At 66.8% G+C, this 26,003-nt stretch carries 19 protein-coding genes and 3 pseudogenes; 13 read left to right on the top strand and 9 right to left on the bottom strand.

Annotation, left to right across the window (positions count from 1 at the left end; all coding sequences use genetic code 11):
• Window positions 1-857, bottom strand: a pseudogene (locus OXS27_RS25215) (penicillin-binding transpeptidase domain-containing protein); the annotation flags it as partial.
• 71 nt (window positions 858-928) lie between these two features.
• On the opposite strand from OXS27_RS25215, the gene OXS27_RS25210 reads away from it, so the two are divergent.
• Window positions 929-1,075: a hypothetical protein gene (locus OXS27_RS25210; protein ID WP_267359621.1), complete on the top strand. Its 147-nt coding sequence runs from the start codon at window positions 929-931 to the stop codon at window positions 1,073-1,075.
• Window positions 1,076-1,157: 82 nt separating this feature from the next.
• On the opposite strand, the gene OXS27_RS25205 is transcribed toward OXS27_RS25210, so the two are convergent.
• Complete coding sequence (locus tag OXS27_RS25205; RefSeq protein WP_267359619.1) at window positions 1,158-1,403, bottom strand: hypothetical protein; 246 nt, start codon at window positions 1,401-1,403, stop codon at window positions 1,158-1,160.
• 87 nt (window positions 1,404-1,490) lie between these two features.
• On the opposite strand from OXS27_RS25205, the gene OXS27_RS25200 reads away from it, so the two are divergent.
• The 5 genes and pseudogenes from OXS27_RS25200 to OXS27_RS25180 all read left to right on the top strand — a co-directional run bounded on the left by OXS27_RS25200 (window position 1,491) and on the right by OXS27_RS25180 (window position 9,955).
• Window positions 1,491-5,126 carry a lysozyme inhibitor LprI family protein gene (locus OXS27_RS25200; protein ID WP_267359617.1) on the top strand — a complete coding sequence of 1,212 codons (3,636 nt, stop codon included), beginning with the start codon at window positions 1,491-1,493 and terminating at the stop codon, window positions 5,124-5,126.
• A 142-nt stretch (window positions 5,127-5,268) separates the two neighbouring features.
• Window positions 5,269-5,364 (top strand): annotated as a pseudogene (locus OXS27_RS25195) (IS5/IS1182 family transposase); the annotation flags it as partial.
• Between the two features lie 169 nt (window positions 5,365-5,533).
• Window positions 5,534-5,739, top strand: a pseudogene (garD, locus tag OXS27_RS25190) (galactarate dehydratase); the annotation flags it as partial.
• Window positions 5,740-6,494: 755 nt separating this feature from the next.
• On the top strand, window positions 6,495-8,111 hold the full coding sequence (locus OXS27_RS25185; protein ID WP_267359615.1) for an ABC transporter substrate-binding protein: 1,617 nt from the start codon (window positions 6,495-6,497) through the stop codon (window positions 8,109-8,111).
• Between the two features lie 32 nt (window positions 8,112-8,143).
• Window positions 8,144-9,955 carry a gamma-glutamyltransferase family protein gene (locus OXS27_RS25180; protein ID WP_267359613.1) on the top strand — a complete coding sequence of 604 codons (1,812 nt, stop codon included), beginning with the start codon at window positions 8,144-8,146 and terminating at the stop codon, window positions 9,953-9,955.
• A gap of 630 nt (window positions 9,956-10,585) precedes the next feature.
• Here OXS27_RS25180 and OXS27_RS25175 read toward each other — a convergent pair.
• From OXS27_RS25175 to OXS27_RS25155, 5 genes are all read right to left on the bottom strand, one after another.
• On the bottom strand, window positions 10,586-10,828 hold the full coding sequence (locus OXS27_RS25175) for a hypothetical protein (RefSeq protein ID WP_267359611.1): 243 nt from the start codon (window positions 10,826-10,828) through the stop codon (window positions 10,586-10,588).
• 80 nt (window positions 10,829-10,908) lie between these two features.
• On the bottom strand, window positions 10,909-12,300 hold the full coding sequence (gene guaD / locus OXS27_RS25170) for a guanine deaminase (protein ID WP_267359609.1): 1,392 nt from the start codon (window positions 12,298-12,300) through the stop codon (window positions 10,909-10,911).
• On the bottom strand, window positions 12,291-15,026 hold the full coding sequence (locus tag OXS27_RS25165) for a molybdopterin cofactor-binding domain-containing protein (protein ID WP_267359607.1): 2,736 nt from the start codon (window positions 15,024-15,026) through the stop codon (window positions 12,291-12,293). Before OXS27_RS25165 ends, guaD begins: the two co-directional genes overlap by 10 nt.
• Complete coding sequence (locus OXS27_RS25160) at window positions 15,023-15,850, bottom strand: FAD binding domain-containing protein (protein ID WP_267359605.1); 828 nt, start codon at window positions 15,848-15,850, stop codon at window positions 15,023-15,025. Before OXS27_RS25160 ends, OXS27_RS25165 begins: the two co-directional genes overlap by 4 nt.
• 80 nt (window positions 15,851-15,930) lie before the next feature.
• On the bottom strand, window positions 15,931-16,635 hold the full coding sequence (locus OXS27_RS25155) for an isochorismatase family cysteine hydrolase (RefSeq protein WP_267359603.1): 705 nt from the start codon (window positions 16,633-16,635) through the stop codon (window positions 15,931-15,933).
• 400 nt (window positions 16,636-17,035) lie between these two features.
• On the opposite strand from OXS27_RS25155, the gene OXS27_RS25150 reads away from it, so the two are divergent.
• The 5 genes from OXS27_RS25150 to OXS27_RS25130 are packed head-to-tail and all read left to right on the top strand — an operon-like array spanning window position 17,036 to window position 22,806.
• Window positions 17,036-18,043 carry a hypothetical protein gene (locus OXS27_RS25150; protein WP_267359601.1) on the top strand — a complete coding sequence of 336 codons (1,008 nt, stop codon included), beginning with the start codon at window positions 17,036-17,038 and terminating at the stop codon, window positions 18,041-18,043.
• A gap of 54 nt (window positions 18,044-18,097) precedes the next feature.
• Complete coding sequence (locus OXS27_RS25145; protein ID WP_267359627.1) at window positions 18,098-19,696, top strand: ABC transporter ATP-binding protein; 1,599 nt, start codon at window positions 18,098-18,100, stop codon at window positions 19,694-19,696.
• Between the two features lie 15 nt (window positions 19,697-19,711).
• Complete coding sequence (locus OXS27_RS25140; protein ID WP_267359599.1) at window positions 19,712-20,788, top strand: ABC transporter permease; 1,077 nt, start codon at window positions 19,712-19,714, stop codon at window positions 20,786-20,788.
• Complete coding sequence (locus OXS27_RS25135) at window positions 20,785-21,711, top strand: ABC transporter permease (protein ID WP_267359597.1); 927 nt, start codon at window positions 20,785-20,787, stop codon at window positions 21,709-21,711. Before OXS27_RS25140 ends, OXS27_RS25135 begins: the two co-directional genes overlap by 4 nt.
• A gap of 33 nt (window positions 21,712-21,744) precedes the next feature.
• On the top strand, window positions 21,745-22,806 hold the full coding sequence (locus OXS27_RS25130; protein WP_267359595.1) for a BMP family ABC transporter substrate-binding protein: 1,062 nt from the start codon (window positions 21,745-21,747) through the stop codon (window positions 22,804-22,806).
• Window positions 22,807-22,875: 69 nt separating this feature from the next.
• Here the strand turns inward: OXS27_RS25130 and OXS27_RS25125 are convergent, their stop codons facing one another.
• Window positions 22,876-23,142 carry a hypothetical protein gene (locus OXS27_RS25125; protein WP_267359593.1) on the bottom strand — a complete coding sequence of 89 codons (267 nt, stop codon included), beginning with the start codon at window positions 23,140-23,142 and terminating at the stop codon, window positions 22,876-22,878.
• Between the two features lie 86 nt (window positions 23,143-23,228).
• On the opposite strand from OXS27_RS25125, the gene OXS27_RS25120 reads away from it, so the two are divergent.
• The gene (locus tag OXS27_RS25120; RefSeq protein ID WP_267359591.1) at window positions 23,229-23,459 is read left to right on the top strand and encodes a hypothetical protein; all 231 of its coding nucleotides are present in this window, start codon (window positions 23,229-23,231) and stop codon (window positions 23,457-23,459) included.
• Window positions 23,460-23,508: 49 nt separating this feature from the next.
• Here OXS27_RS25120 and uraD read toward each other — a convergent pair whose 3' ends face one another.
• The gene (gene uraD, locus OXS27_RS25115) at window positions 23,509-24,393 is read right to left on the bottom strand and encodes a 2-oxo-4-hydroxy-4-carboxy-5-ureidoimidazoline decarboxylase (RefSeq protein ID WP_267359589.1); all 885 of its coding nucleotides are present in this window, start codon (window positions 24,391-24,393) and stop codon (window positions 23,509-23,511) included.
• 191 nt (window positions 24,394-24,584) lie between these two features.
• Here uraD and OXS27_RS25110 point away from each other — a divergent pair, with 191 nt between their 5' ends.
• Complete coding sequence (locus OXS27_RS25110; RefSeq protein WP_267359587.1) at window positions 24,585-25,988, top strand: nucleobase:cation symporter-2 family protein; 1,404 nt, start codon at window positions 24,585-24,587, stop codon at window positions 25,986-25,988.
• The last annotated feature ends 15 nt before the right edge of the window (window positions 25,989-26,003 follow it).

The following is a 26,003-nucleotide window of genomic DNA, read 5'->3' as shown; positions in this document are numbered from 1 at the left end:
GTGCCACAAAGGCCGCGGCAGGCCGGCGCTCGTTGCCAAGAGCACTCCCGGCGGGGCAGGGATGAGTTCGGGCTCGCTTCCGGCCCGGGCGAAGGCGTCGAAGACGATCGGGGGGCGGCGGTCGTCCGCTCGGCGAGGTCCGGCACCACGCCTCCGTGCGGCCGGCCGACCCAGACCGCCACGGTGATCCGACGGTCGAAACTCACAGCTCAGGCATCGCGGTAGCCATAGGAGGTGCCGGTCTTGAAAGCGATGCGGCCGGAGAGAGCACTGTCTTGCGGAGGGCGTCGCGAAGGATGTCGACCACGTACCTTGCCGCCACCGGCTCGGCGATCCGCTCGCGCGCCTCAGACGGACCGGGCGGGTCGAGGCGTTTGCGAAGGGGCGGCACCGTGCCTTCCCTGGCGAGGCCGGCATAGAGCCGCGCGAGGTCGGCGAGGGTGATGCCGAGGTCGCCCAGCGCCGTCGGCAGGCCCGGCGGCGCGTTCTGCAGCAGGACGATTCTAGCTCCCGCTGCCCGCAACCGGGCGACGAACCGCGTCGGGCCGACCGCGTCGAGGAGTCCCATTGCAAGGCACATTGAGCGAGAGCTGCAAGGCCCGACGAGCGGCCACGGTCCCTTGGAACGATAGATCGAAGTTCCTTGGGGCGTAGTCCGCGAAGCGAACGGGCCGGTCCTCGATCAGCGTCTCGGGATGGGCGAGGCCCAGGTCGAAGGCTGCGGCATAGATGAACGGCTTCAGGGCCGATCCAGGGGAGCGCGCGGCAGTTATGACATCCACGGCGGCGCCACGCGACCCGTCCAGGTAGCCGGCGCTGCCGACCTGGGCGCGCACGTCCCCGCCGGCGTTGTCGAGGACAGTGAGCCCCATCGTGAGGTCCGGCAGCGGAACCTCACGCTGGCCTTGCCCTCGGCATCGGTGCGGGCATGCTCCTCCAGTTCGGCATTCGCCGCCTGGACCTCCTCGTCGTCGAGGCCGACCGTATAACGGTCGAGGCCCTTGACCGCCGGGACCGGGCCCGGCTCGACGATGAGGGTACCCGCGACGTCGAGGTCGGCCCCGGGGCGCCGTAGAGGAAGCGCGCAGACAGGGCCATCTCAACTGGCCGAGCGGGCCGCAGGGCCGCCTCCTTCGGGGTCAGCGACACTTCAGGCGTTAGGGGACGTAGTCTTCCACGAGGAAGGCCGTCTCGCCCATCGGAGCGGCCTTTGTGTCGGTATAGGTGGCCACGCGCCATGTCCTCCGCGCCGCGCCCGACAGCAGCGGGATAGCGAAGGCGCGGTCGCCCAGGCCCTCATCCGCCACCTGCACCCGGCGGTATTCGACTCCGTCCGGCCGTCGCACGACCAGCGTCAGCGGCAGTCCGCTGAGCGCCGGCCCGGCGGCGTCCCATAGCGGCACGGTGACGAAGGCCGTGTTGCCGAAGCCTGGACGGTTGGGAACGGCAATGATACAAATTCTTTATTCGACAACGGTGGGACGCATCGAATGCTTTTCGCGCGTTTTATTGGATCATTTCAAGCGCCGATGAACGCGGCGTTGATTATCTTATCTACAGTTATTGTGAGCTGCGTACCAGCCGAGGCCCAATTTGACGGTATTTTGAGAGGAATTATCGGGCAGGTAATTCAGAATGGCGCAACGCCGTACCGCCCGAACTACCAGTCGCCGGCGCCATATTACCCTCCCCGTACTGCTCGAACCGGACCTGCGCTGGCGGGCGTACCAAGCTTCGACTGCACGCGTTCGACTGGCACTGTCACAATTACGATCTGCGCAGATCCGGAACTCGCATCGCTGGATGCCCAAATGGCGGAAGCGTACATCAATAAGCTTCATTCAGGTAGAGATCCGGCTCTGCGGCGTAGACAGCGTGACTGGTTATTAGCGCGCAACATGTGTGCAAACGACCGCGAGTGCATTAGGCGCGCCTATTTCGAGCGTATCGCCGAGTTGGGTGGGTCAACAACTCTGGGATCTAGACTGTCAGCCGGCATGGCAGACGGCGAATTTCAGCCGCCTGTGGCCGACCACGGCCGTGGCGACCCCCTTCAGCAACTTGTGACCCCTCCGTCAGGGATGCGGCGTTGGGCCTTTCAGGTGGTCGACCGGCATTACGCCCTTACGTACCTCAACCAAGTGCTGCCGGGCACGAAAGAACGGGACATGGAAACCGCGAAGCGATTCTTCGTGCTACTCGCGATGGCCAACAACCCTTCGATAATCGACCGCTTTCGCGACAATCCGAGCGTTCTCGCGACTTTTGTCGATGATGAGTCAGCAGCTCCCTTCATGATCTCTAACCACAATGCATGGATCGGCAACAATCCTCTAACTCAAGAGAAGAACAGTAAAGATTTCCTCAAAATCTTTCGACAACGACTAATTGATGTGGCGCCAAGACTGCCGATGCGCCTTACCTGGGTGGAGATGGCCCACACTGGCTCTGACTACGACGAAGCGAATAACGGCTTTAGTGTGAAAACTTTCGCGGCCTCGATTGGAAGCAGTCAACAATCTGTGGAGTTACAAAATGTTGTGAAGGACGCCGGTTTGACGATGGGTCAAGGCTTCAAATTACCACAACTGTTTTGGCCCGTTTCGAAAAATGATGCCGAAGTGTTCCTCAACGCAAATTCGGCCGGCCACGTCCAGATTAGAATGTCTGTCGATCTATTCGGGATCGATCAAAAAACAGGCGAACTTTCGGCTAGGCTCGTCAGCGCGGTGCTCTACAATAAAGAAGACGGTCGACGGCTCTACGCCTTTCCGGTCGAGGCGCCGGGAGACGCGGCTGCACCCCAGGCGGACGCGTGGCCAGCAGGAACGACGTCAGCCTACACGGCGCGTACTGCAGGCAATCCTTGGGCCCTGCCGCTCAGCGGCACAATCCCGCTCATCACGGGAACTGAGTACGAAGCCGCGAGCGTTTATCCACCCTTTCTAGCCGGTGACAGCAACGGCGGCAGCTCGTCTCGCCATCCGCCGCGGGAGCGGTGGGCGCGCTTCATGCAGGCCCTCGCCTTGCGCATCGTGATCCGCAATGGGGCGGAACCATCGGACGCAGACGCTGTGCGGCTTGCCTGCGTTTTCATGCCATCTCAGCAACAAATGAAGTTGTTCGGACAGAATGCATGCGGATTCCAGTCCTATGTACCGGGGGCCGAGTTCGCAATCAATGACGGCGGCAGGGCGTTTAGACAAACGACAGTAAAGCAGATTGTGGCGTCCGCCCCCGATCTTCCAGTTCGCGCCCGTGTAGTGATGCCGGTAGAGGTTGGGCATTACAATCAGGGTAGGTTCGACCTCAAGACGTCTGTCAATGGTCCGATCAGGATATTTGGCTCGCCGATTGATGTGCTGCTGCCCAGCAGTTGGCCGGCCTCCGAAGCCGAGGCGCGCGCCTTCACAGCAATCCAGTCCTCGCCTTACGGCAGTCGCGCATGGCTCGCTATCGATTTATCGATCACCGGCACAACGCCGGCTGGTTCGCCGTCCGTCATGTCGACTAGTGCAACCGGACTTCCTGATCATCGAAGTTGGCTGTTCCAGACTGCTGCGATGACGCTTTTCGCCGATGACATGTTGCGGAAGCCCCTATTCACCTTTGCACTCGACGGCTTACGGCTTGCGCAACCGGATGCAGGCGCCGAAGCCAGGGCGAAAACGCGTACTACGACACCGATCCGCATGGGCGGAGAACTCGGCCTCTTAGCGCTTGTTTCGAGTCCCCATGTCGATACGGTGCGCATCAATTGGCAGCAGGCAGCGGACAGCCGCTTCCGCTTCGAGCAATCTTATGCCGATGTGCCAAATTGGAAGAATTTTGACCCCTGGGGCCGCTTCTTCTCAAGCAGCCCTGACGCTGCGAACGCCGCGCGCTACCAAAGCTGGACTAAGGAACGAGCTGCTGCACTACCGGACCACGTTACGTTCTGGCGGCTGCTCTCCCCATACGTCGCTACCGCGCAGGGGAGGTCGATATCGGCCTTCGGCAACGATAATCTTATAGTCAGCGGCTTCAACGGCATGGACGAACAGCGCGGGTCGCTTGATGACGACCTCGCGCGCCGCCTATGGGTCCGCGGCATCAGCCCGGACCAACTGGCGCCACTGCGCATCCGCATGCCGGGCAACGATGATGTCTTGGTTCTTGCGGCCTTTCCAGTGGCGGCCAGCAAGTACGTCCTCGATTTCGCGGCGGCGCCGATGAACTTTACGGCAGGAGGTCAGCAACCTCGTTACGCGGTCAACGCCAAGCTTTCCGACTTCGATATCGTCAAATATGGTCCCAATGCGGGAAAGACGGCCATCCTTGTGCGGCTCGAACCTGACAGCGCGACGGTTTGGCAGAACGGCGCCGCGCTCGGCACCATCAAGCTTCCGACCATCCCGTGGGCCGTTACCCCCCCTACGCTTGCCACCGCAGCTGACCGGCTCGCCGGGCCACCTTACGGTTACGACATGCTCGGCATTAGGCTCGGCATGTCGATGGACGACGCTGAGGCAGCGGTGCGCCGCCATATGACAGTCTTGCAGACCGTAGAAGGCCAGCAGGCGGTGCTTAATCCCTCAAGTATCGGCCCGCAGCACGGTAAGATGTTTGTCAACCAAGATACCGGCGAGATCATCGTGCTTTACGATTGGCCGCCCGTCGCGGCCGGGCGGGTGGTGGCGGTCTGGCGGACACAGCCTGTGCCGCGCGACAAGTGGGACGTTGTACTCAGCGACATCCTGATCACTAAATACGGTCAACCGGAGGTGCGCGGCGACCATGAGGCGTTCTGGACGCGGCGCCCAAGTTCAGACGAGACTACCGGCAACTGCCTGCTCGGTTCCGGCCACGACGGCGGGGTCGACTGGCGCATCGACGGGAAGCCCTTCCCAATCAGCACCATGGCTGGCCAGAAGCCGGAGATTCCTCGCCTTCGCGTCGACTCGAAGGCTAACTACACGGGCTGTGGTTCGGTGTTCCACGCCCGCAACTATCAGCTAATGAGCGGCGAGCGCGTGCCGTTCGAAGGTGTGCTCTACGACCTCGACGTCCTGTCGCTCATTACCCGCAGGATTGAGACAGCGAACCAGTCACCGCCTGTCAATGAAACCCCGGCCATCAAGTTTTGATCGAGCTGTACTTCGCGCTCTCAACGCGAAGCCACTACTATTATCACGATTTAATGAAGTGGTTTTCAACTAATTGGCTTGATTGTTAGCCGCTCCAGATGTTGGTGTCCTTGCGCTTCGGACCCAGAACCGGCCGCAGCACGGTGGCTAGACCACGAAGGTCCACGCGCTGTTTAATGTGCTCGACGGCCCCGACGTCCTGCTTCTGACGCCGGGCAACGCCAGCGTGGTGACCACCACCTGGCGGTGCTGGCCGACGATCGTCCGCTTCATCGAATGATTCCAGGCCGTCAGCACATAGCTCGGCCGAGCCCGCCAACCTCGCGGATTCTTGCTTGGCCCTAACGGCCGGGGTCGCACGCTGCCTCCCTGCAGCCTTTCTGCGGTTCCGCTGGCCTCGATTCACTTACTCCACCGGGCGGAGCACGCCCTATGGGCTGGCTCAGATGCCGGTTATCAAGGTCGCCACTCGCACGGAGCTGGCCGTGCGCTGGTCGGACCTGATCGAATTCAACGCGGGCCGGATCGCCACCGGGCGGACGACGATCAAGGAGGCCGGCTGCGAGCCGTTCCTGCTGATCCTGGACGTCGCGAGGGACGGGCACAGCCTTGATCGAACCGCTGGGGCTTGTTCAACGACCTCACCCTGTTCAACCCTGACCCCGCCGCGGGACCGCAGGCATCGATCGTGGGACCGATGCGCGGAGCGTTGAACCAGTGAGCACGGCATCGCGTACAGTCCTCAAAACGACGTCTCGAGGTGGTCCCGGGGACGGATGTCGACTTGCATCGCGTCTTCGAGGTCCGCTTTAAGCATCGCGAAAACGAGAGGGGTCTGGCGGATTTCGGCCATATTACGCCATACCAGATCGCCAATGCTCAAGGCCGGTCGTTCGGCTTTGCGCCATTCGGAACGTTCAGCACTGTCAACATGATTTTTTCAAAGCAGTCACCGAGTCATCCAGGATTGACTTGCTTATTTCCTGCTCAAGGGCTTAGACTACAGCATAAAAATTTAGGAGCGCAAAACGACTAAAGTAACAGGCGCTCGATCTCGGTGGTCACTTACATAAAATTCAAATTCTTGCCTCAGTCTTTGTCTGAGGTTGGGAATGGATCGCTCGTCACCAATTGCGCTACGGACGATAGCCGATTCGGCGGAGATCGTCCTGTGCTTTCGCTGGCCGATGCAGCTCAACTCGGGCGCATTCTAACGGTAATGCCACCAGTTTGAGCCCGGTGCGTAAAAGATCATCGTCCAGAGGCACGCTTTATCTTTTGAAGAACCTGAGATTTTTCATAGTTATAAAAGGCCGCCCCGCCACGAATATGCGTGCTCGGTTTTGATGGCCCGATCGAGGTGTCGCGATGACAAAAATCCTTCCGTCCCGTCGCACACTGATGGTCGGCGGTGTGACATTAGCCGCGCTCAGCGCGACTAACCGGGCGCGGGCAGCGAGTGAGCCTGGCAGCCTGACCTATGGCATCTCGATGACCGACCTGCCGCTCACCACTGGCCAGCCGGACCGGGGCGCCGGCGGCTACCAGTTCACCGGCCTGACCCTGTACGATCCAATGGTCGCCTGGGAGCTCGACGTCGCCGACCGTCCCGGCAAGATGGTGCCCGGGCTTGCCACGTTCTGGGAGGTTGACAAGGCCGACCCGAAGGTCTGGACCTTCCACCTGCGCGAGGGCGTGACGTTCCACGACGGCTCGGCTTTCGATGCCGACGCAGTGATCTGGAACTTCGACAAGGTGCTCAACAAGGATGCGCCGCACTTCGACCAGCGCCAGGCCGCGCAGGTCCGTCCACGCCTGCCGGGGGTGGCGAGCTACAGGAAGCTCGACGCCAAGACCGTCCAGGTGACCACCAAGACGCCCGACAGCCTGTTCCCCTATCAGATGCTCTGGTTTCTGATCTCTTCGCCCACGCAGTACGAGAAGGTCGGCCGGGACTGGGCGAAGTTCGCCTTCGAGCCCTCGGGCACGGGGCCGTTCCGGATGGGCCAGCTCGTCCCGCGCGTGCGTCTCGAACTCCTGCCGAACGTGAGCTACTGGAACCCTAAGCGGGTCCCGAAGCTCGCGAAGCTCACGCTCACCTGCTTACCCGAGGATCTCGCACGGGTGAACGCCCTACTGTCAGGTAACGTCGACCTGATTGAGTTGCCGGCCCCCGACGCGGTACCGCGCCTCAAGGGTGCCGGGATGCGCGTCGTAGGCAACGACACGCCGCATGTCTGGAACTACCACCTGTCGATGCTGGAGGGCTCGCCCTGGCGGGACCTGCGCCTGCGCAAGGCCGCCAACCTCGCTGTCGACCGTGCAGGCGTGGTCCAGCTCATGGGCGGCCTCGCCCAACCGGCCGTTGGGCAGGTGCTACAATCGAGCCTCTGGTTCGGCAAGCCGAGCTTCCAGATCAAGACGGACCTCGATGCTGCGCGCAAGCTGGTTCAAGAGGCTGGGTACTCGGTCGAGAACCCCGTAAAGGCCACGATCCTGATCCCGACCGGCGGCACTGGGCAGATGCTGTCCCTCCCGATCAACGAGTTCATCCAGCAGAGCTGGGCTGAAGTGGGCATCCAGGTCGAGTTCAAGACGGTGGAGCAGGAAGTGTCTTATACGGCGTGGCGGCAAGGCGCCGCCGACCCAAGCCTCAAAGGGATCACGGCAAGTAACGTCGCCTACGTTACCACGGATCCGTTCAACGCGATCCTGCGCTTCTACGATTCGAGGCAGATCGCCCCGAACGGATTGAACTGGAGCCACTACCGCAATCCAGATGTCGACGCCTTGTGCGACAAGGTCAAGGCTACGTTCGATACGGACGAGCAGAACAGGCTGCTGGCGCTCATCCACCAGATTGTTGTGGACGATGCCGTTCAGGTCTGGGTGGTGCATGACACCAATCCGCATGCGCTCTCGCCACGGGTGAAGGATTATGTGCAGGCCCAGCACTGGTTCCAGGATCTTTCGACTTTTGCCTAAAGCTGGCAGGCTGCGCTCCAACGGCCTGGGGCATGATTTTTCGAACGGATGATCTGGCGATGACAAGACTCCAGAGCACCCGCGCTTTCCGCGTGATGCCGACCGAAACCGTCACCTTCCACCCGCGCATCTTTGGGCAGCGCGGCGCGGTGGCGGCCGAACACTACCTCGCCCCAATGGCGGGCATCGAGATCATGAAAGCTGGCGGCACCGCCATCGATGCAGCCGTGGCCGCCTGTCTCGTCGAAGGCGTGGTAAACCCACAGATGCATACGATCGGTGGCGAGATCCCGATTCTGATTGCAGCGCCCAGCGAGGCCGGGGTGGTCTGCATCAACGGCAACACCGTAGCGCCGGCGACCGCCACACCAGAGGCGTTCCGACGGCGCGGATACGACAAAGTCCCCGCTGATGGGCCACTGGCTGCGGGCGTTCCAGGTGCGCCGGGTGCTTTGTTAGAGGCATTGCGCCGCTACGGCCGCCTCAGCTTCGCCGACGTAAGTGCTCCGGCACGCGATCTGGCGCGCGACGGCTTCCCTGTCCATTCCGGGCTGCTGCGCCAGCACAAGTTCGGCATCCTCGACAACGCAGAGCGCTTCAAGCGGGAGTGGAAGGGATCGGCAGCCGTATACTTGCCGGGCGGACGGCCCCCGCTGGAGGGCGCCATCATCCGCAACCCAGCACTAGCCAGCATGCTCGACTTCATGGCGAACGAGGAACGGCAGACCGGCGGATCGCGCGAGTCCGGTCTGCAGGCGGCGTTCGACGCCTTCTACAAGGGCGACATTGCCGTCGAGATCGCCACGTTCGTCGCACGGCGCGACGGCTTCCTCACCCGCGAAGATCTCGCTCGCTTCAAAGTACCGGTCGAGCGACCCATGTCGGTCCGCTACGCGGGAACCGACCTATACAAATGTGGACCTTGGACCCAAGGGCCTGCCGTCCTCCAAACCTTGTCGATCCTCAAGAATTTTGACCTCGCGGCGCTCGGCCACAACTCCGCCGCCTACGTGCATCTCGTCGTTGAGGCGATGAAGCTGGCCTTTGCGGACCGGGAGCAGTTCTATGGCGACCCCCTGCAGGTCTCAGTGCCGACAGAGACGTTGATCTCCGACGCTTACGGCTCGCTGCGCGCCGCGCTCGTGGGGGAGCACGCCGACCGCAGCCTTCGTCCAGGCGACGCTTGGGCAGGTACGGCACTTCTGCCGGCCGAGAAGCGGCTCGGCGGCTCGTCCTGGGGGCCAGGCACAGTCCACGTCGACGCGATGGACCAGGCCGGCTACACCGCCGCATTCACGCCGAGCGGGGCGTGGATCAAGAGTGCAGAGGTCGTTCCCGCCCTCGGCTTCCCCCTCGGCGTGCGCCTCTCCAACTTCCAGCTGCAACCCGCGCATCACCCCAATGTCATCGCTCCCTTCAAACGCCCGCGGACGACCATAAGCCCAAGTCTGGCTCTGAAGGACGGCAAACCCTGGCTCGCCTTCGGCAGCATGGGCGGCGATCAGCAGGACCAGTGGCAGTTGCAGTTTTTCCTGAACCGCGTCGTGTTCGGCATGCCGCTCCAAACGGCAATCGAGGCGCCGAAGTTCTCCAGTGAGCACTTCCCGGCGCTGTTCCACCCGCACGACTTCTACCTCAATCGCCTGCGGATCGAGACGAGTGTCGGCCGAGACACCCTGGATGGGCTCGCCGCCCGCGGCCACGAGGTAGATCCCGCGCCGCCCTGGACGGAGGGCTACCTGTGTGGGACCGAGCGAAATCTGGAGACGGGGGTCCTTGAGGCAGGGTCCGATCCGCGCGGCAACAAGTCGGAGGTATTCCCCGCCTTCGCTTTGGCCTACTGAAGCGCCGGATGGTTCGATAGGGGCCACTATTCGCGTCGTAGGTCGATACGGAGACGCAGACAGGCGCCACCAGCAAGACCTCGTGACAGGAACTGTCGGAGCCAATCTCCCCCACACGTCGCTCAGTCCCTTGGTGCTTAAAGGGACTAATATTGATACCTGCACGACCTTCGACGGCCTCGCAAAGGCGTCAACGGCTAAGAAGGGTGGTGAACGGAACTGAGCTTAACACCTGAAACCGGACCTTCCGTTTTGCGCCCAGTCCGGTCACTCTAGGCTCACCCGGCAAGCCCCGAAAGCAGACATAAGCCGTAGTGTCGTGTTACGGCAATGACATCGCGGCTCAGCTCACGTCTGACTTAGAAGATGCTAGCCAGAGCATTGCCCAGCTTTATCAGCCATAATGGCTTGCACGTTGGCGCCGTACGCGCGCCTGTGTAAAAGCAACGCTCCGCAGCTCGGGATTGCGAATTTGATTGCCACCCATTGCAAAACCTGAATTCCATGGTCCAGATTAGATTTCGACAGTTCGTCAGCTCAGCGGCGGGCGCTGAGACGGCATGTGAAGTTTCGACGAGCCGGCGCAGAGTACCTGAATAGCTAAAACGCCGGCTCATGACACAAGCGAGCTCAGGAATTGACGCGCTTCGGAATCGGACGTCCGCGACAGGCGGCCCGGAATTGCTGGCGTGAGAGGCCATGCATGCTGCGCCGATCGGCCTGCTGCGTGCAGGCCATCTTGCGGTCTGCTTTGTTCAATTCCTTGGTGCCCGTGGACGGCACGTCCGTCGGAGAAGGAGCGGTGTAGCTCTGCGCAAGACTCGTCGTCGACAGCGCAACCAATAAAGCGAACCCGAGACCCAACCGACGCATAAGACCCCTCCGAATGCTTGTTGTGGCCAAGCAATCGTCGCGCCAGATGCCGTTTGTCCGGCGTCCGAGCGTTGCGCCGCTCAGTGCGGGGCCCCGGTGCTTCGCGACGGGTAGCGCAGCGGGTCGTTGGGGCGGCGTGCATCGTAGACGCATTCGCCCGCCACCCAGGTCGCCCGAACCGTGCGGTGATCGCCGAGCGTCATCAGCACGAACAAGAGATCCTCGATGTCCCGGCAGCTCTCGGTGCGGAATCCGAGCAGCGGGGTGGCGGCGAGGTCGAGGACGCAGAGATCGGCCTCGAAGCCGTCCGCGATTCGCCCGATCCGGTCGTCAAGGCGCAGGGCTTCGGCTCCGCCCAGCGTCGCGAGCCAGAAGGCCCGCAGCGCGTCGAGCTTGGTCCCGCGCAGGGCCGCGACCTTGTAGGCGTCACCCAGCGTCTTGAGCAGCGATAGGGACGTGCCGGCCCCGACATCCGTCCCAAGGCCGACCCGCACCGGCCGCCGGGGATCGAGGGCATCGAACAGCCGGAACAGGCCGCTGCCCAGGAAACCGTTGGAGGTCGGGCAATGGGCGACTGCCGCGCCCGCCGCGTGGCAGGTGCAGAAATCGTCCTCGCTCAGGTGAATCGCGTGGCCGAAGACGCTGCGCGGGCCGACGAGGCCGGACCGGGCATAGACGTCGAGGTAGCTCGCCCTGTCGGGGAACAGGTCCATCACCCACGCGATCTCGTCGGTGGTCTCGCACAGGTGTGTCTGGAGGAAGAGCCCGTCATGCTCGCGCAGGAGCACGCCGGCGGCGTCGAGCTGCGCCTCCGTGCAGGACGGCGCGAAGCGCGGAGTGACCGCGTAGAGCTGCCGCCCGCGGCCGTGCCAGCGCGCGATGAGCGCCTTGCTCTCGTCGTAGCCGCGTTGCGCCGTGTCCAGGAGGGCCTCCGGCGCGTTGCGGTCCATCAACACCTTGCCGGCGATCATCCGGGTGTTGAACCGCTCGGACTCCGCGAAGAAGGCCTCTACCGAGCCGGGATGGACCGTGCAGTAGACCACCGCAGTGGTCGTTCCCGCCCCCAGGATCTCGCGGAAGAACAGCTTCGCGACCCGTTCCGCGTGGGCGTGGTCCGCGAATTCCAGCTCGGCCGGGAATGTGTACTTGCTAAGCCAGGTGAGCAGTTGCTCACCGTACGAGGCGATCATCTGAAGCTGCGGATAATGGACATGCGTGTCGATCAGCCCCGGCAGGATCAGGGCATTCTCGTAATGCGTAATCGCGACGCCGGGGGGAACCCGGTCGACCGTGTCGCCGAAGGGGCCGAAACCCGCGATCCGACCGTCCGCGATCAGGATGAGCGCGTCCTCGACATGGTCCAGGCATCCCTCGGCCAGGAACGGGTTTCCGGACAGGCTCGCCGCGCGGCCGCGCAGGGCGCGCCACGCCGATCCCGCGGGCCCGGGCGCGGGGTCTGGCCTCACGGACATGCCGCGGCCTCGCCCGCGACGAGCCTGTAGATCCTATCGGCCGCGAAGGGCGTGGCGGTGAGCCGGGCGCCGGTGGCGTCGCGGATGGCGTTGCCGAGGGCCGCCGCGACGGGATTGTAGGGCGACTCGCTCATGGACTTCGCGCCGAGCGGCCCGACGCTGTCGTACGTCTCGGCGAACAGAACCTCGGTGTCCGGCACGTCGGCGCAGGTGGCGATGTGATAGTCGCGGAACGCCTGCGTGAGCACCTTCCCGCTCGCATCAATGATGAAGTCCTCGTAGAGCGCGGCGCCGATCGCCTGCGCGACCCCGCCCTCGACCTGACCCCGGCACTGCATCGGGTTGATGACCCGTCCCGCATCCGCCGCATGCACGCTCCTGAGGATCCGCACCGCGCCGGTCGCGGGATTCACCGCGACCAGGAAGGCCTGGACATTGAACGACACCGAGCGCGGCGACCCGTCGGCGCGCCCCCAGGCCTCCAGGGGTCCGAGACCGGCGAGGGCAACGCGGCCGCGCGGCGTCTCCACGGCCGCGCCCGCGAGGCGGCAGGCCTCCGGCGCGGCGTCGGTCAACTCAGCCGCCCGCGACCGGATCGATGCGGCGAGCGCTTCGGCCGCCCGGAGGGTGGCGAGGCCCGCCACCACCGTGCCGGTGCTGCCATAGGCGCCCGTATCCTGGCCGACGGCGTCTGTATCGCCACCCGCGACGCGGACGTGCTCGGGCTCCACGCCCAGCGCCGAGGCCGCGATCTGCCGATGCACCGTGCTGGTGCCGTTGCCGAACTCCGCGGTTCCGACATGCACGGTGACATGACCCGCCGAACCCAGGGACACCCGCGCCTCGGCGTGGTGCCCACGCGGGGGGATCGTGTCGATCATCGCCATCGCCATGCCGGTGCCGGCGCGCCAGCCCGGCGGCGCCTCCGCTCCGGGATCGGCCCGCAGGGCGTCCTCCACCAGGGTCAGGCACTGATCGAGCCCGTAGCTGCCGAACACGACGTCGTGCGGTTCCAGGCTGCTCGCCACCAGCGCGTCCCCGGGTCTCACCGCGTTGCGGCGGCGCAGGTCGAACGGATCCAGGCCGAGGGCGCGGGCGACCTCGTCCAGGGCCGATTCGAGGGCGAAGATGGTCTGGCTCAGGCCGTAGCCGCGGAAGGCACCGGACGGCACCGTATGGGTGTAGACCGCGTGACCGTCGACCCGCTTGTTCGGGCATGCATAGGCAGCCAAAACCTCGTTGCAGCCGTGATGCAGCACGCCGCCCGCATGGTTGCCGTAGGCGCCGGTGTCGGACAAGACATCGAGGCTGATCGCCATGAGCGTGCCGTCCCGGCGCGCCCCGACCCGCACACCCACGCGCATCGGATGGCGGGTCGTGGTGGCGATGAACTGCTCCTGCCGGGTCAGCTCCCACCGGACCGGGCGGCCGGTCCGCAGCACGGCAAGCGCCACCAAGTCCTCGGTGAGCATCTCCTGCTTGCCGCCGAAGCCGCCGCCGACCCGGCCGCACAGGACGCGCACCGCGTCCCGCTCCAGGCCGAACAGATCGCACAGGGCGTCCCGGGTCAGGAACGGCACCTGCGTGCTGGTCCGGAGCGTCAAGCGGCCGTCCGGGTCGCGCCAGCCCAGGCAGGCATGGGTCTCCAGGGCGGCGTGCTGAACGCGCTGCGACTGGAACGTCTGCGCGTAGACGACATCGGCCGCAGCCAACCCCGCCGCGACGTCACCGACCTCGCCATGGACCTCGGCGGCGAGGTTCGAGTGCCGTCCCGGGGAAAGCGCGTCGTGGCCGGGCAGATCGTCCGGATCGTGGACGCGGGGGGCGTCGGGCGCCAGGGCCTCGGTCGGGTCGAGGATGGCCGGGCGGATCTCGTAGGTCACGCGCAGCGCCCGGCAGCCGGCCTCGGCGGCCGCGTCGGTCTCGGCGATTACGGCGGCGACACGCTGACCGACGAAGCGCAGGATCGGGTCGAGCACCCGCGTGTCGGCCGCGTCGTCGCGTGGGTCCTGATGGCGGCCGGTGGAGAAGCAGCGCGCGGGCGCGTCCGCGTGCGTCAGGACCGCGACCACGCCCGGAACGGCGCGCGCGGCCGCGTCGTCGATCGCCACGATGCGGGCATGGGGATGCGGCGACCGCAGGACCTTCAGGTGAAGGGCGTCTTCGGCCGGCACGTCGAGGGTGAAGCTCGCCCGGCCCGCGACCACCTCCGCGGCGGCCGGTGCCGGCAGGTTCCGGCCGACCGGGTCGCCGGGCTCGGTCGCGCCCTCGGCGGGGGCCAGCCCCGCGATCGCGTCCCGGATTGCCCTGTAGCCGGTGCAGCGGCAGAGATTGCCCTTGAGGGCGGTCCCGAGATCGCGCCTCTGCGCTTGGTCGAGCGCCGCGGCCGTCATGATCATGCCCGGCGTGCAGAAGCCGCATTGAAAGCCCTGTGCCGCCCGGAACGCCGCCTGGACAGGGTGGCAGGCCTCCGGCGGCGGATCCTGCAGCCGGCATGGGCCGGACAGGCCCTCGATGGTGGTGACGCTGCGCCCCTCCGCGCGGAAGGCCGGGATAAGGCAGCTATGCACCGGCTCGCCGTCGAGATGGATCGTGCAGGCGCCGCAATCGCCGGCGTCACAGCCCTTCTTGACGCCGTACCAGCCGGCCTCCCGCAGGTAGGTCCGCAGGCACTGGCCGGGGCGGGGGCGCGCGGCATGGGCGAACCCGTTGATCGTCAGCCTCATGCTGCGGCTTCCTCGGCCAGCGCGTCGCGGACCTCGTGCGCGAGGTGGCGGGTGACGTGACGCCGCCAGTCCGGCCGGCCGTGGACGTCGTCGTAATACGCGTCGTCCGGGATCGCCGCGTCGAGCGCCTCGGCCAAGGTGTCGGTGTCGGGCCATCCGGCGAAGGTGAGCCGAAACGGACGTTTGACCGACGCCGTGACGGTCAGTGCGAACCCACCGTCGCGGTCGCGAGTGCCGATCAGGAGCGCGCCGGAGCGGCCGTTCGGGCTGAGGCTCGCGCGCCGGAACGCGGTCCGCCGTCCGAAGGCGAACGCCGGCATGGACAGGCTGCGCAGGATCTCGCCCGGACCCAGGGCATTGCGCTGCGGCCCGAGGACGAAGTCCGTCACCGGTAGGGTGCGCTCCATCCCGTCCGCCGACCAGATCGTGCAGACAGCTTCGAGGGCGGTCGCGAGCGCGATCATCGGTCCGGCCGGGAGGGCTAGACAGAGGTTGCCGCCGACCGTGGCGACGTTCCAGATCTTGAAGGAGCCGAGGAGGGCGCGGCAGCTTTGCGCGACGAGCGGCGCGGCGATCCAGTCGCCCGGCAGTTCGAGGCGGTCGAGCTGCGCGATCGTGCAGGTCGCTGCGAGCGTCAGACCCTGCGCCTCGACCGTGTGCGGGCGCCAGCCGAGAGCAGCCAAGTCGACGAGCCGGCGTGTTCCCGGCTGCGGCTCGGAGAACAGCCATGTCCCCCCGGCGAGGAACGCGTCACCGTCCGTCCAATCCTGGAGGTCGGTCCTCCCGCGGGGCCGGAGGACGGTCTCGATCGTGTTGAGGTCCATGCCCCCTCGTGAGACGGATCTTCGTAGGACACCCGACGCAATATGCCTGCCGCGCCGAAGGCCCGGGCGATGGGCCTATCCTAACGTGCCGCAGCGCCGTCGAGGCTAGCGATGGCGGCGGTGGAATCCGTGACCCAGCCGAAGATGCCGCCCTGGGCCTTGATCATGGCGAGCCCGACGCGATGGAAGGCCGGATCGTAGGAGGCGCAGGCATCCGCGATGACCGCACACCGATAGCCCCGGTCGTTGGCTTCCCGCACCGTGGTATGGACGCAGACCTCCGTGGTCACGCCGCAGACGAGCAGCGTGTCGATCCGCCGGGCGCTTAGGATGTCGGCGAGGTCAGTGGCGTAAAAAGCGCCCTTGCCGGGTTTGTCGACCACCGGCTCGCCGGGCCGAGGCTGCAACGCTGGGATGATGTCGTGGCCGGGTTCCCCGCGGACCAGGATCCGGCCCATCGGGCCCGGGTCGCCGATGCGGGCGGATGGCGCGCCGCGCGCGATCTTCGCGGGCGGCGCATCCGACAGATCCGGCCTGTGCCCCTCCCGCGTGTGGACGACCAGCAGGCCGGCGCCGCGGGCCGCCGACAACACAGAGGCGGCGGGTTCCACGGCGGAGGCGAGCAGCGCCACGTCATTGCCGAGGCTCTCGCCGAAGCCGCCCGGTTCCAGAAAATCGCGCTGCATGTCGATGATCACCAAGGCCGCGGCCGCGGGGTCGAACAGCAGCGGGGACGGCTCGGCCTCAAGACGGCAGCGCGCGGCGGGGCCTGTCGTGGACGCCATGGCGGTCACCTCCGCGAACGCCCGAATGACCGACGTTCCCCCCGGATGATGCCGGCGCCGCTGGAAAAGTCCATACGGGGCTCCCGGCCTGAGCGCACGCAAAACGTGTCCGCGGTGCAGCCTTATCGGCACCACGACCAGGGATCACTCAGACTGGTCATGCTTGCCGCAGCGATCCGCCCACCGGGGCAGCAAAGTTCGGCTGCCGTGCCGCCGCGTGGACACGCAACCTGACGGAATCGCCGGCCCGCGCTTACATATGGCCGAACACATCGGTCTAAGCCCGCGACAATGTGTTGTGTTTTTGCGACGCACGCTGAAGTCAACGCGGTTTGCCGGCGCGCTGGCATAGCGGTTGCTGCCCTTCTATCGGGCCAAGCGGGATTCGGGGGTCGGCGCAATGATTGGGCGTGTACTGGTAACGGCGGTCTTATCGCTTTGGGCGATTGCGGCCGCCTCCGCGGCAGACCTTGAAACCGCGAAAAAGGACAAGGCCCCCGAGACCATGCCGGTGAAGGACGTCTCGTTCTTCCTCTTCTCGGACACCCAAATCAGCTATCGCTATCAATTCCCGACCGTCTCGCCCGGCGTGCAGATCCTGCGGCCAAACGGAAGCTTCGTGTCGCGGGAAGCGCCCAAGCAGATCCTGGGCATCACCCATGCGGATGCCTGGGCCTACGGCACGAACTTCTTCGCGCTCGACATCCTGAAGTCCGGCTCCCAGTTCCCCGCCGGCACGACGAACCCGCCCGGGAGCATCGCCTCGCCGGCCTTCTCCGATTACGGCAACACCGAAGCTTACGGCCTCTATCGGGGCACCCTCAGCCTGAACGCGCTCACGAGCTCGAAGGCCTTCGCGATCCCGGGCTTCGTCAAGGACGTATCGCTCGCCTTCGGCTTCGACGCGAATTCCCAGAACGACGCGTTCGGCTCGAAGAAGCGTGACGTTGTCGGCGGCCTCAACTTCGCCTTCGACGTTCCGGCGGGCTTCCTCAACCTGAGCACCCACGCCTACAAGGAATGGAACCGCAACGGCTTCAACCTCCAGCCGGATCGCGACCAGAGCTTCGACGTCGTCCCCGAGTTCGAACTCGTCTACAACTTCCCGCTGACCTTCACCAACCTTCCGCTCAGCATCACGGGCTTCAACAACATTGTGCTGCCCAAGGGACGCGGCGTGCAGAACGTGGCCGACTTCGCGTTCAATCCCAAGCGCGGCCTCGAATTCCTCTCGCGCACCAATCTCGTTCTCGACCTCGGCAAGCTGATCTACGACCAACCCAACAGGGTCGATGTCTTCATCGGCTTTCAGTACTGGCTGAACAAGTTCGGCAACGTGGAGACCGCGAGCTTCAAGGGCACCGAGGAGAAGAGCTTCCTGGCGGGCTTCGCCTTCCACGTCTTCTGAGACGCTGTCCCGGCATCGCGGAGGGGCTGGATGACGATCGCGGCGACGGAGCCGATGCCCGCCTCGGGCGATCCGAGGCCGCTGTTCGGCGCCTACGGCATCGTGAAGCGCTTCGGCGCCTTCACCGCCAACGATCGCATCGACCTCGAAATCCGGGCCGGCGAGATCCACGCCCTGCTCGGCGAGAACGGAGCCGGGAAATCCACACTGATGAAGATCCTCTACGGCCTCCTGGAGCCGACGGAGGGCGTCGTCACGCATCGTGGCGAAACGGTGAGGCTCGCCAACCCGGAGGCGGCCCGCCGGCTCGGCATCGGCATGGTGTTCCAGCATTTTTCCCTGTGCGAGAACCTGACGGTCGCCGAGAACATCGCCCTCGTGATGGGCAAGGGCCTCAGCCGCAATGCGCTCGCCGACCGGATCGCGACCCTCGGCCGGACCTATGGCCTGCACCTCGAACTGGATCGGCCGGTCTGGTCGCTGTCGGCGGGGGAGCGTCAGCGCATCGAGATCGTGCGCTGCCTGCTCCAGGACCCGAAGCTCGTCATCCTCGACGAGCCGACCTCGGTGCTCACCCCCGGCGAGGCCGAAATGCTGTTCGCGGTGCTGGAGCGCCTGCGGGATGAGGGCCGGGCGCTGCTCTACATCTCGCACCGGCTCGACGAGGTGCGCCGCCTCTGCGCCCGCGCCACGATCCTGCGCGGCGGCCGGGTCGTCGGCACTTGCGATCCGCGGACAAAGAGTGCCGGCTCGCTCGCCGCCATGATGGTCGGCGAGCAGGTCCGCGCGCTGACGCGCGGGGCAGCCCCCGCACAGTCAGTGCTGGCGGGACCCGAGCGCCTACGCCTCGACCGCCTGTCGCTGCCCGCTCCGGGCCTGCACGCCACCGGCCTGCGCGACATCTCGCTCGGTGTCCGCGGCGGCGAGATCTTCGGCATCGCCGGGATCGCGGGCAACGGCCAGTCGGAACTGTTCGCGGCGCTTTCGGGCGAGGCCCGAGCGCCAGAGGCCGGCGCCGTCTGCATCGACGGGACACCCGCCGGCCGCCTCGACATCAACGCGCGGCGGCGTCTCGGAGCCGCTTTCGTGCCCGAGGAGCGCAACGGCCACGCCGCGGCGCCCGGCCTGAGCCTCTCGGAGAACGCGGTGCTCTCCCGATACTCGACCGCCTCGCTCACGCGCTTCGGACTCGTGCGCCGGGCCGCGGCCCGGGCGCTGGCGGCCCGAGTGATTGAGGCGTTCGACGTTCGCAAGGCCGGCCCGGATCCGGCCGCCGGCACCCTGTCGGGGGGCAACCTGCAGAAGTTCGTCGTCGGTCGCGAGATCCTGGCCGAGCCCGGGGTGCTCGTCGTCGATCAGCCGACCTGGGGCGTCGACGCGGCGGCGGCCGCGCGCATCCGCCAAGCGCTGATCGACCTCGCCGCGCGCGGGAGCGCCATCCTGGTGATCAGTCAGGATCTCGACGAACTGTTCGAGATCGCCGGCTCCATCGCGGTCCTCCAGGCCGGCACCCTGTCGCGGGCCGTGCCACGTGCCGAGACCTCCCGCGAGGCGGTGGGCCTGCTGATGGGCGGCTCCGGCGGTCCGCCCCCGGGCGGCCACACGGTTGCCCCGCCCGGCCGCATCCGCGGAGGAGCGGCCCATGCAACGTAAGCACGCGAGGTAACCATGCGCCTCGACCTCGTGCCGCGCGTCGGCCGCTCGCCGCTCGCCGCCATCCTTGCGCCGGCCCTGGCCTTCCTCGCCTCCGTGCTGCTCGGCGGCGTGGCCGTGTCCCTGCTCGGCGTCTCGCCGGCAGCGGCCTTCGCGGCCTACTTCATCGCGCCGCTGTCCGAACTGTGGTCCCTCCAGGAGATCGCCCTGAAGGCCGCGCCGCTCGCCCTGATCGCGACGGGCCTGGCCTTCTGCTACCGGGCGAACCTGTGGAATATCGGTGCCGAAGGCCAGTTCGTGGTCGGGGGCCTCGCCGGCGGCTGCGTCGCCCTCGCCGCCCAGGGCAGCGCGGGCTTCACCCTGTGGATCCTGCCGACGATGCTGGTCGCCGGCACGCTCGCCGGCGTCGCCTACGCAATGATCCCGGCCGTGCTGAAGGTCCGGCTCGGCGTCTCCGAGATCCTGACCAGCCTGATGTTGGTCTACGTCGCGGAACTGCTCCTCGACTACATGGCCCGGGGGCCGTTGCGCGATCCGGCGGGATACAATTTCCCGCAGAGCGTCAGTTTCGATGCCGCCGCGCGCCTTCCCTACCTGATGGAAGGGGATACCCTGCATGCGGGCGTGCTCGTCGCCTTCGCTTCCGTCGTGCTGGCGACGATCGTCCTCGGGCGGACCCTGTTCGGGTTCGAGGTGCGGGTCGTCGGAGCGAGCCCGCGCGCCGCCCGGTTCGCCGGCTTCAGCGAGGCCCGCCTGACGCTCGCCGCCTTCGCGGTCTCGGGCGGGGCGGCGGGGCTGGCGGGGATCGCAGAGGTCGCGGGCAAGATCGGCCAGCTCCAGCCGACGATCTCGCCGGGCTACGGCTTCACGGCGATCATCGTCGCCTTTCTCGGCCGGCTCTCGCCCCCGGGCATCCTCGTCGCCGCCCTGGTGATCGCGCTGACCACGATCGGCGGCGAGGGCGCGCAAATCGACCTCAGGCTTCCCCTCGACCTGACGCGGGCCTTCCAGGGCCTGCTGCTGGCCTTCGTCCTGGGGGCGGACGTCCTCACCCGCTTCAAGGTCCGCCTCGTCCCGGGAGCGGCGCGATGACCCTCGACATGGTCCAGATGATCCTGGTCACGGTGCTGACGGCGGCGACCCCGCTGATCATCGCCGCGATCGGCGAACTGGTGGTCGAGCGTGCGGGCGTGCTCAACCTCGGCGTCGAGGGCATGATGATCTGCGGGGCGGCCGTCGGCTTTGCCGCCGCGGTCGAGACCGGCTCGACCCTCCTGGGCGCCCTGGCCGGCGCCGGAGCCGGATTGGGCCTGGCGTCTCTGTTCGGGCTGCTGACCGTCGGGCTCGCGGCCAACCAGGTCGCCTCGGGCCTCGCGCTCACGATCCTCGGCCTCGGCCTGTCGGGTCTCGTCGGCGCCCCGTATGTCGGGCTGAAGCGCGAGCCCGCACCGCATCTCGATATCCCCGGCCTCAGCGACCTGCCGGGCATAGGCCGGTTGTTGTTCGGGCAGGACGCCTTCGTGTACGCAGGCCTGGCCCTGACCGTCGCCGTTTCGTGGTTCCTGTGGCGGACGCGGGGCGGCCTGATTCTGCGCGCGATCGGCGACGACCATACCGCGACCCACGCCCTCGGCCTGCCGGTCCGCAAGCTGCGCTTCCTGGCCGTGCTCTTCGGCGGTGCCTGTGCCGGGCTTGCCGGATCCTACCTCTCGCTGGCCTACACCCCGTTCTGGGCCCCGGCGATGACCGCAGGCCGCGGCTGGATCGCCCTGGCGCTCGTCGTCTTCGCCTCGTGGCGGCCGGCGCGGCTGGTGGCCGGGGCGATCCTGTTCGGAGGCGCCACGGTGCTGCAACTCCATGCCCAGGCGGCGAGCATCGGCCTGCCCGGACAAGCGCTCTCGGCGCTTCCCTACCTCGCGACGATCGTCGCCCTGGTCCTGTTGTCTCTCGGACGGCGGCAGGGCGGCTCGCTCGCACCCGCCGCCCTGGGGCGCGACTTCACCCCGCACCGCTAGCGGTGCCGTCCACCGGAGAGGACACGAGCGACCATGCGACATTCCTTCTGCGCCGGCCTCGGTGCATTCCTGCTCCTGCTCGGCCCGGCACAGGCCGAGGGCAAGCTCAAGGTGGGCTTCGTCTATGTCGGGCCGGTGGCCGATTACGGCTACTCGTTCCAGCACGACCTGAGCCGCAAGGCGCTGGCCGAGGCGATGCCCGACAAGGTCGAGACCACATACTTGGAGAACGTGCCAGAGGCCGACAGCGAGCGGGCGATCGAGAAGCTCGCGCGGTCGGGCATGGGCCTGATCTTCACCACGTCGTTCGGCTTCATGGAGCCGACCTTGAAGGTCGCCAAGAAATTCCCGACGGTGAAGTTCGAGCACGCCACCGGCTACAAGCGCGCGGCCAACGTCTCGACCTACTCGGCCCGGTTCTATGAAGGCCGTTACGTCTGCGGGAAGATCGCGGCCAAGCTGTCGAAGACCGGGACGGTCGGCTACATCGCGTCCTTCCCGATCCCCGAGGTGGTGAGCGGGATCAACGCCTTCATGCTCGGCGCGCAATCGGTCAACCCGAACGTGAAGGTGAAGATCGTCTGGGTGAACACGTGGTTCGACCCGGGCAAGGAGGCCGAGGCCGCCAAGGCCCTGTTGGCGCAGGGCGCCGACATCCTGACCCAGCACACCGATTCAGCCGCCCCGCTGCAAGAGGCCGAGAAGCAGGGCAAGCTCGCGTTCGGGCAATCCTCCGACCAGTACCGCTTCGCCCCGAAGGCACAGCTCACGTCGATCGTCGACGATTGGAACGGCTACGTCGTCAGCGAGGCCAAGGCCGTGCTCGACGGCTCCTGGAAGAGCCACGACACCTGGGGCGGGATCAAGGACGGCCTCGTCGTGCTCGCGCCCTTCACCAACATGCCTGCCGATGTGAAGGCCATGGCCGAGGACACCGTGAAGGCGATCGCGACGGGCCGGACGCATCCCTTCGCCGGGCCGGTGACGAAGCAGGACGGGACCGTGGCGGTCAAGGACGGCGAGACCGCCCCCGACCCGATGATCCTCGGCATGAACTGGTACGTGAAGGGCATCGACGACAAGCTGCCCCAGTAGGGCGACCGGCCACCGCGGGTTGGCGCCGACCCCGACGCGGATCGGGATCGGCGCCGTAAAATGCGCGCGTCAGCGGCGTGCGGGCGCCTCGTTCGTGCTGGGCGGCGGCATGGCGGGTTCCTCGATGGCGACCCCGCCGCGGTTCGGCGCCACCTCCACGGCATCCCCCGACCGGATCGATTCGGCCTCGTTGCGCGGTCCGGCGAGGCCCTCCGTGCCGCCCGGCGCGGTGGATGGATCGCGCCCGGCCGGCGCACCGTAGGATTGCGCTGATGCGGCGCCGGCCGTGCCGAGAAGCCCGCAGAGAGCCAGTATCACCGTTGTTTTCTTTCGCATGGCCGCCTCGTTCCCGATGAATTCTGTAATCGGGACGAATGGCGCAGCCGCCTGCAGGTTCCGCGGTTTCAGCGGCGATGATGGGGATGCCTTCGGAAGAGGCGAAAACCGCGGCGGCGGACGCCGCGACCGCGCAGGCCGCCCGGAGCGGTAACGCGCGGCTGGCCGGCCGGTGGCGTCACGGTGCCCTGCGCCGCGGCACGTTGCGGGACTGCGGGCAGCCCGCCTTCGAATCCGGCGCCCAGGCCGAGCCACGCGCCCGCAGCCAGCAACGCGATCGCTCCCAGGCGGACAATCCGCATCCGGTCTGCTCCTGAAGTCTCGACGGGCCTTCCCGGCTTCGCCGCAAACCCTGTGCCGCAGGCCTCAGCTCCCCCGATAGGTTTGAAAGCTCCACGGGGTCGCTGCCAGGGGCACGTGGTAATGCGCCTCCGGCTCCGCCACACCGAAGCGCAGGGGCACCACGTCGAGAAAGGCCGGGCGCGGCAGGTCTATACCGAGCCGGCGGTGATAGTCGCCGAGCGCGAAGCGAATCTCGTAGACTGCGATCGGGACCGGGCGTCCGCCGATCAGCGGCGCGTCGGTGCGGCCATCGGCATTGGTGTGCGTGCGCGCGACAAGGGCGGTCTCCATCTCCGAGACGATCTCGACCAGTTCGACGGCGACGCCCGCGGCCGGCTTGCCCAGCATCGTGTCGAGCACGTGGGTCGAGATCCGGCCGGTGGTGCCCAACGTGCCATCCCCCTCGACCAGGGCGCCGAGGCGGATGGCGGCGATGCGGAAGACCTCGGCCTGGGCCGTGCGGAACTCGGTCTCCGGATCGGAGGCGAGGCGGTCCTCGAAAGCGGCCATCAGCGAGGCGCGGCCGTGGCGTTTCACGCAGAGGATGAAGGGGATGCCGAAGTGGCTCCGGTAGGCGGCATTCATCGCCGCGAACCGCGCATATTCCGCATCCGAGAGCCGGTCCAGGCCGGCCGCCGCCTGCTCCGCGATCGAGTCCGGAGCGATGGCGCCGTCGCGGGCGGCGCGGCCGGCGAGCTCCGGATGGCCGGCGAGCAAGGCGTGGCGCATCGCCTCCGGCGCGGCTTCCACCGCCGCGCACATCGCCGCGTGGAGGGCGGCGACGGTGCCGAACGGTCGGCGGGCCGCGGCGGCCCGGGCGACCCAGGGCGCGTGCTCGAAGACCGCGCCCAGTGCCGCGATGAAGTCGGATTCCGGCATGCCGTCGAGATCGGCGAGAGAAAACGTCATCGCGCCCGCACCGTCCCAGTCCAGTGTGACCGCGAAGCAGGCAATGAGCCAAGTGAGGGCGATCGACCGGTCGTCACTACCATGACGGCCGTTGAAAGGGAGGCGTGGCATATGGCTTGCGCATCTGAGGTTCTGGCGCATCGGGCCGCGATCCGGCTGCCGGTTCGCTGCGCCTCGGGAGAGTCTCCACGATGTCGAGCGCCATCCGGTCAGAGCCTTCTGCAGCCTCAGGTCCCGTCCCCCTCGGGCCGGCCACCGCCCCGGTGGGCCGGGTCGGCCCTCTCGCCCTCGGCCTCCTCGGCCTCCAGCACGTGCTGGTGATGTATGCGGGCGCGGTGGCGGTGCCGCTCATCGTCGGGCGGGCGCTGAAGCTGGCGCCGGAGCAGGTGGCGATGCTAGTGAGCGCCGACCTGTTCGCCGGCGGCCTCGCCACCCTGGTCCAGAGCTGGGGCCTGCCCGGGATCGGCGTCCGGATGCCGGTGATGATGGGCGTCACCTTCGCGGCGGTGACGCCGATGATCGCCATGGGGAGCAATCCCGAGATCGGGCTCGCCGGCATCTACGGCGCGGTGATCGCCGCGGGCCTGTTCGCGCTCCTCGTCGCGCCGCTGGTGGGGCGGCTGCTACCGCTGTTCCCGCCGGTGGTGACGGGCACCATCATCCTGGTGATCGGCATCTCGCTGATGCGGGTCGGCGTGAACTGGGCGGCGGGCGGGGTCGGAAACCCGGCCTACGGCGCGCCCGTCTACCTGGCCATCGCGGCGTTCGTCCTGTGCGTGATCCTGGCGATCACCCGATACGGCACCGGCTTCGTCAACTCGGCCTCGGTGCTGATCGGCATCATCGTCGGCATGGTCGTGGCCGGCTTCTTTGGGCTGGTCGATTTCAGCCACGTGGCGAGCGCGCCGTGGTTCGACGTGGTGCGCCCCTTCGCGTTCGGCTGGCCGAGCTTCGATCCCGTCTCGGTGGTCACGCTGAGCATCGTGATGATCGTCGTGATGATCGAGTCGACCGGCATGTTCCTCGCGCTCAGCGAGATCTGCGCCGATCCGGTCGACGAGGCGCGCCTGACCCGGGGCCTGCGCGGCGACGGCCTCGGCACGGTGATCGGCGGCATCTTCAACACCTTCCCGTACACCTCGTTCTCGCAGAATATCGGCCTCGTCGGGGTCACCGGCGTGCGCACGCGCTACGTCGCGGTGGTCGGTGGGATCATCATGCTGGGCCTCGGGCTGGTTCCCAAGCTCGCCGCCTTGGTCGAGGCGGTGCCGCAGTGCGTCCTCGGCGGCGCGGGGCTCGTGATGTTCGGCATGGTCGGGGCGACCGGCACGCGCATCCTCGGCGCCGTCGATTTCGCCAACAACCGCAACAACCTGTTCGTGGTCGCGGTCTCGGTGGGCTTCGGGATGATCCCCCTGGTGGCGCCGGGCTTCTTCCGGCAGATGCCCCAGGCGCTGCATCCGCTGCTCGAATCCGGCATCCTCCTCTGTGCGCTCTCGGCCGTGCTCCTGAACCTGTTCTTCAACGGGATCGGCAGCACGGACGAGGCGCGTGAGGCCGCCATCCGCCAAGCCAAGACCGCCGAGGCGCATTGAGAAACGCCTTCGGCC

Origin of the sequence: Methylobacterium sp. GC_Met_3 (assembly GCF_026540775.1) — a bacterium.
Taxonomy (GTDB): domain Bacteria; phylum Pseudomonadota; class Alphaproteobacteria; order Rhizobiales; family Beijerinckiaceae; genus Methylobacterium.
This window is presented reverse-complemented; position numbering and strand designations above follow the sequence as displayed.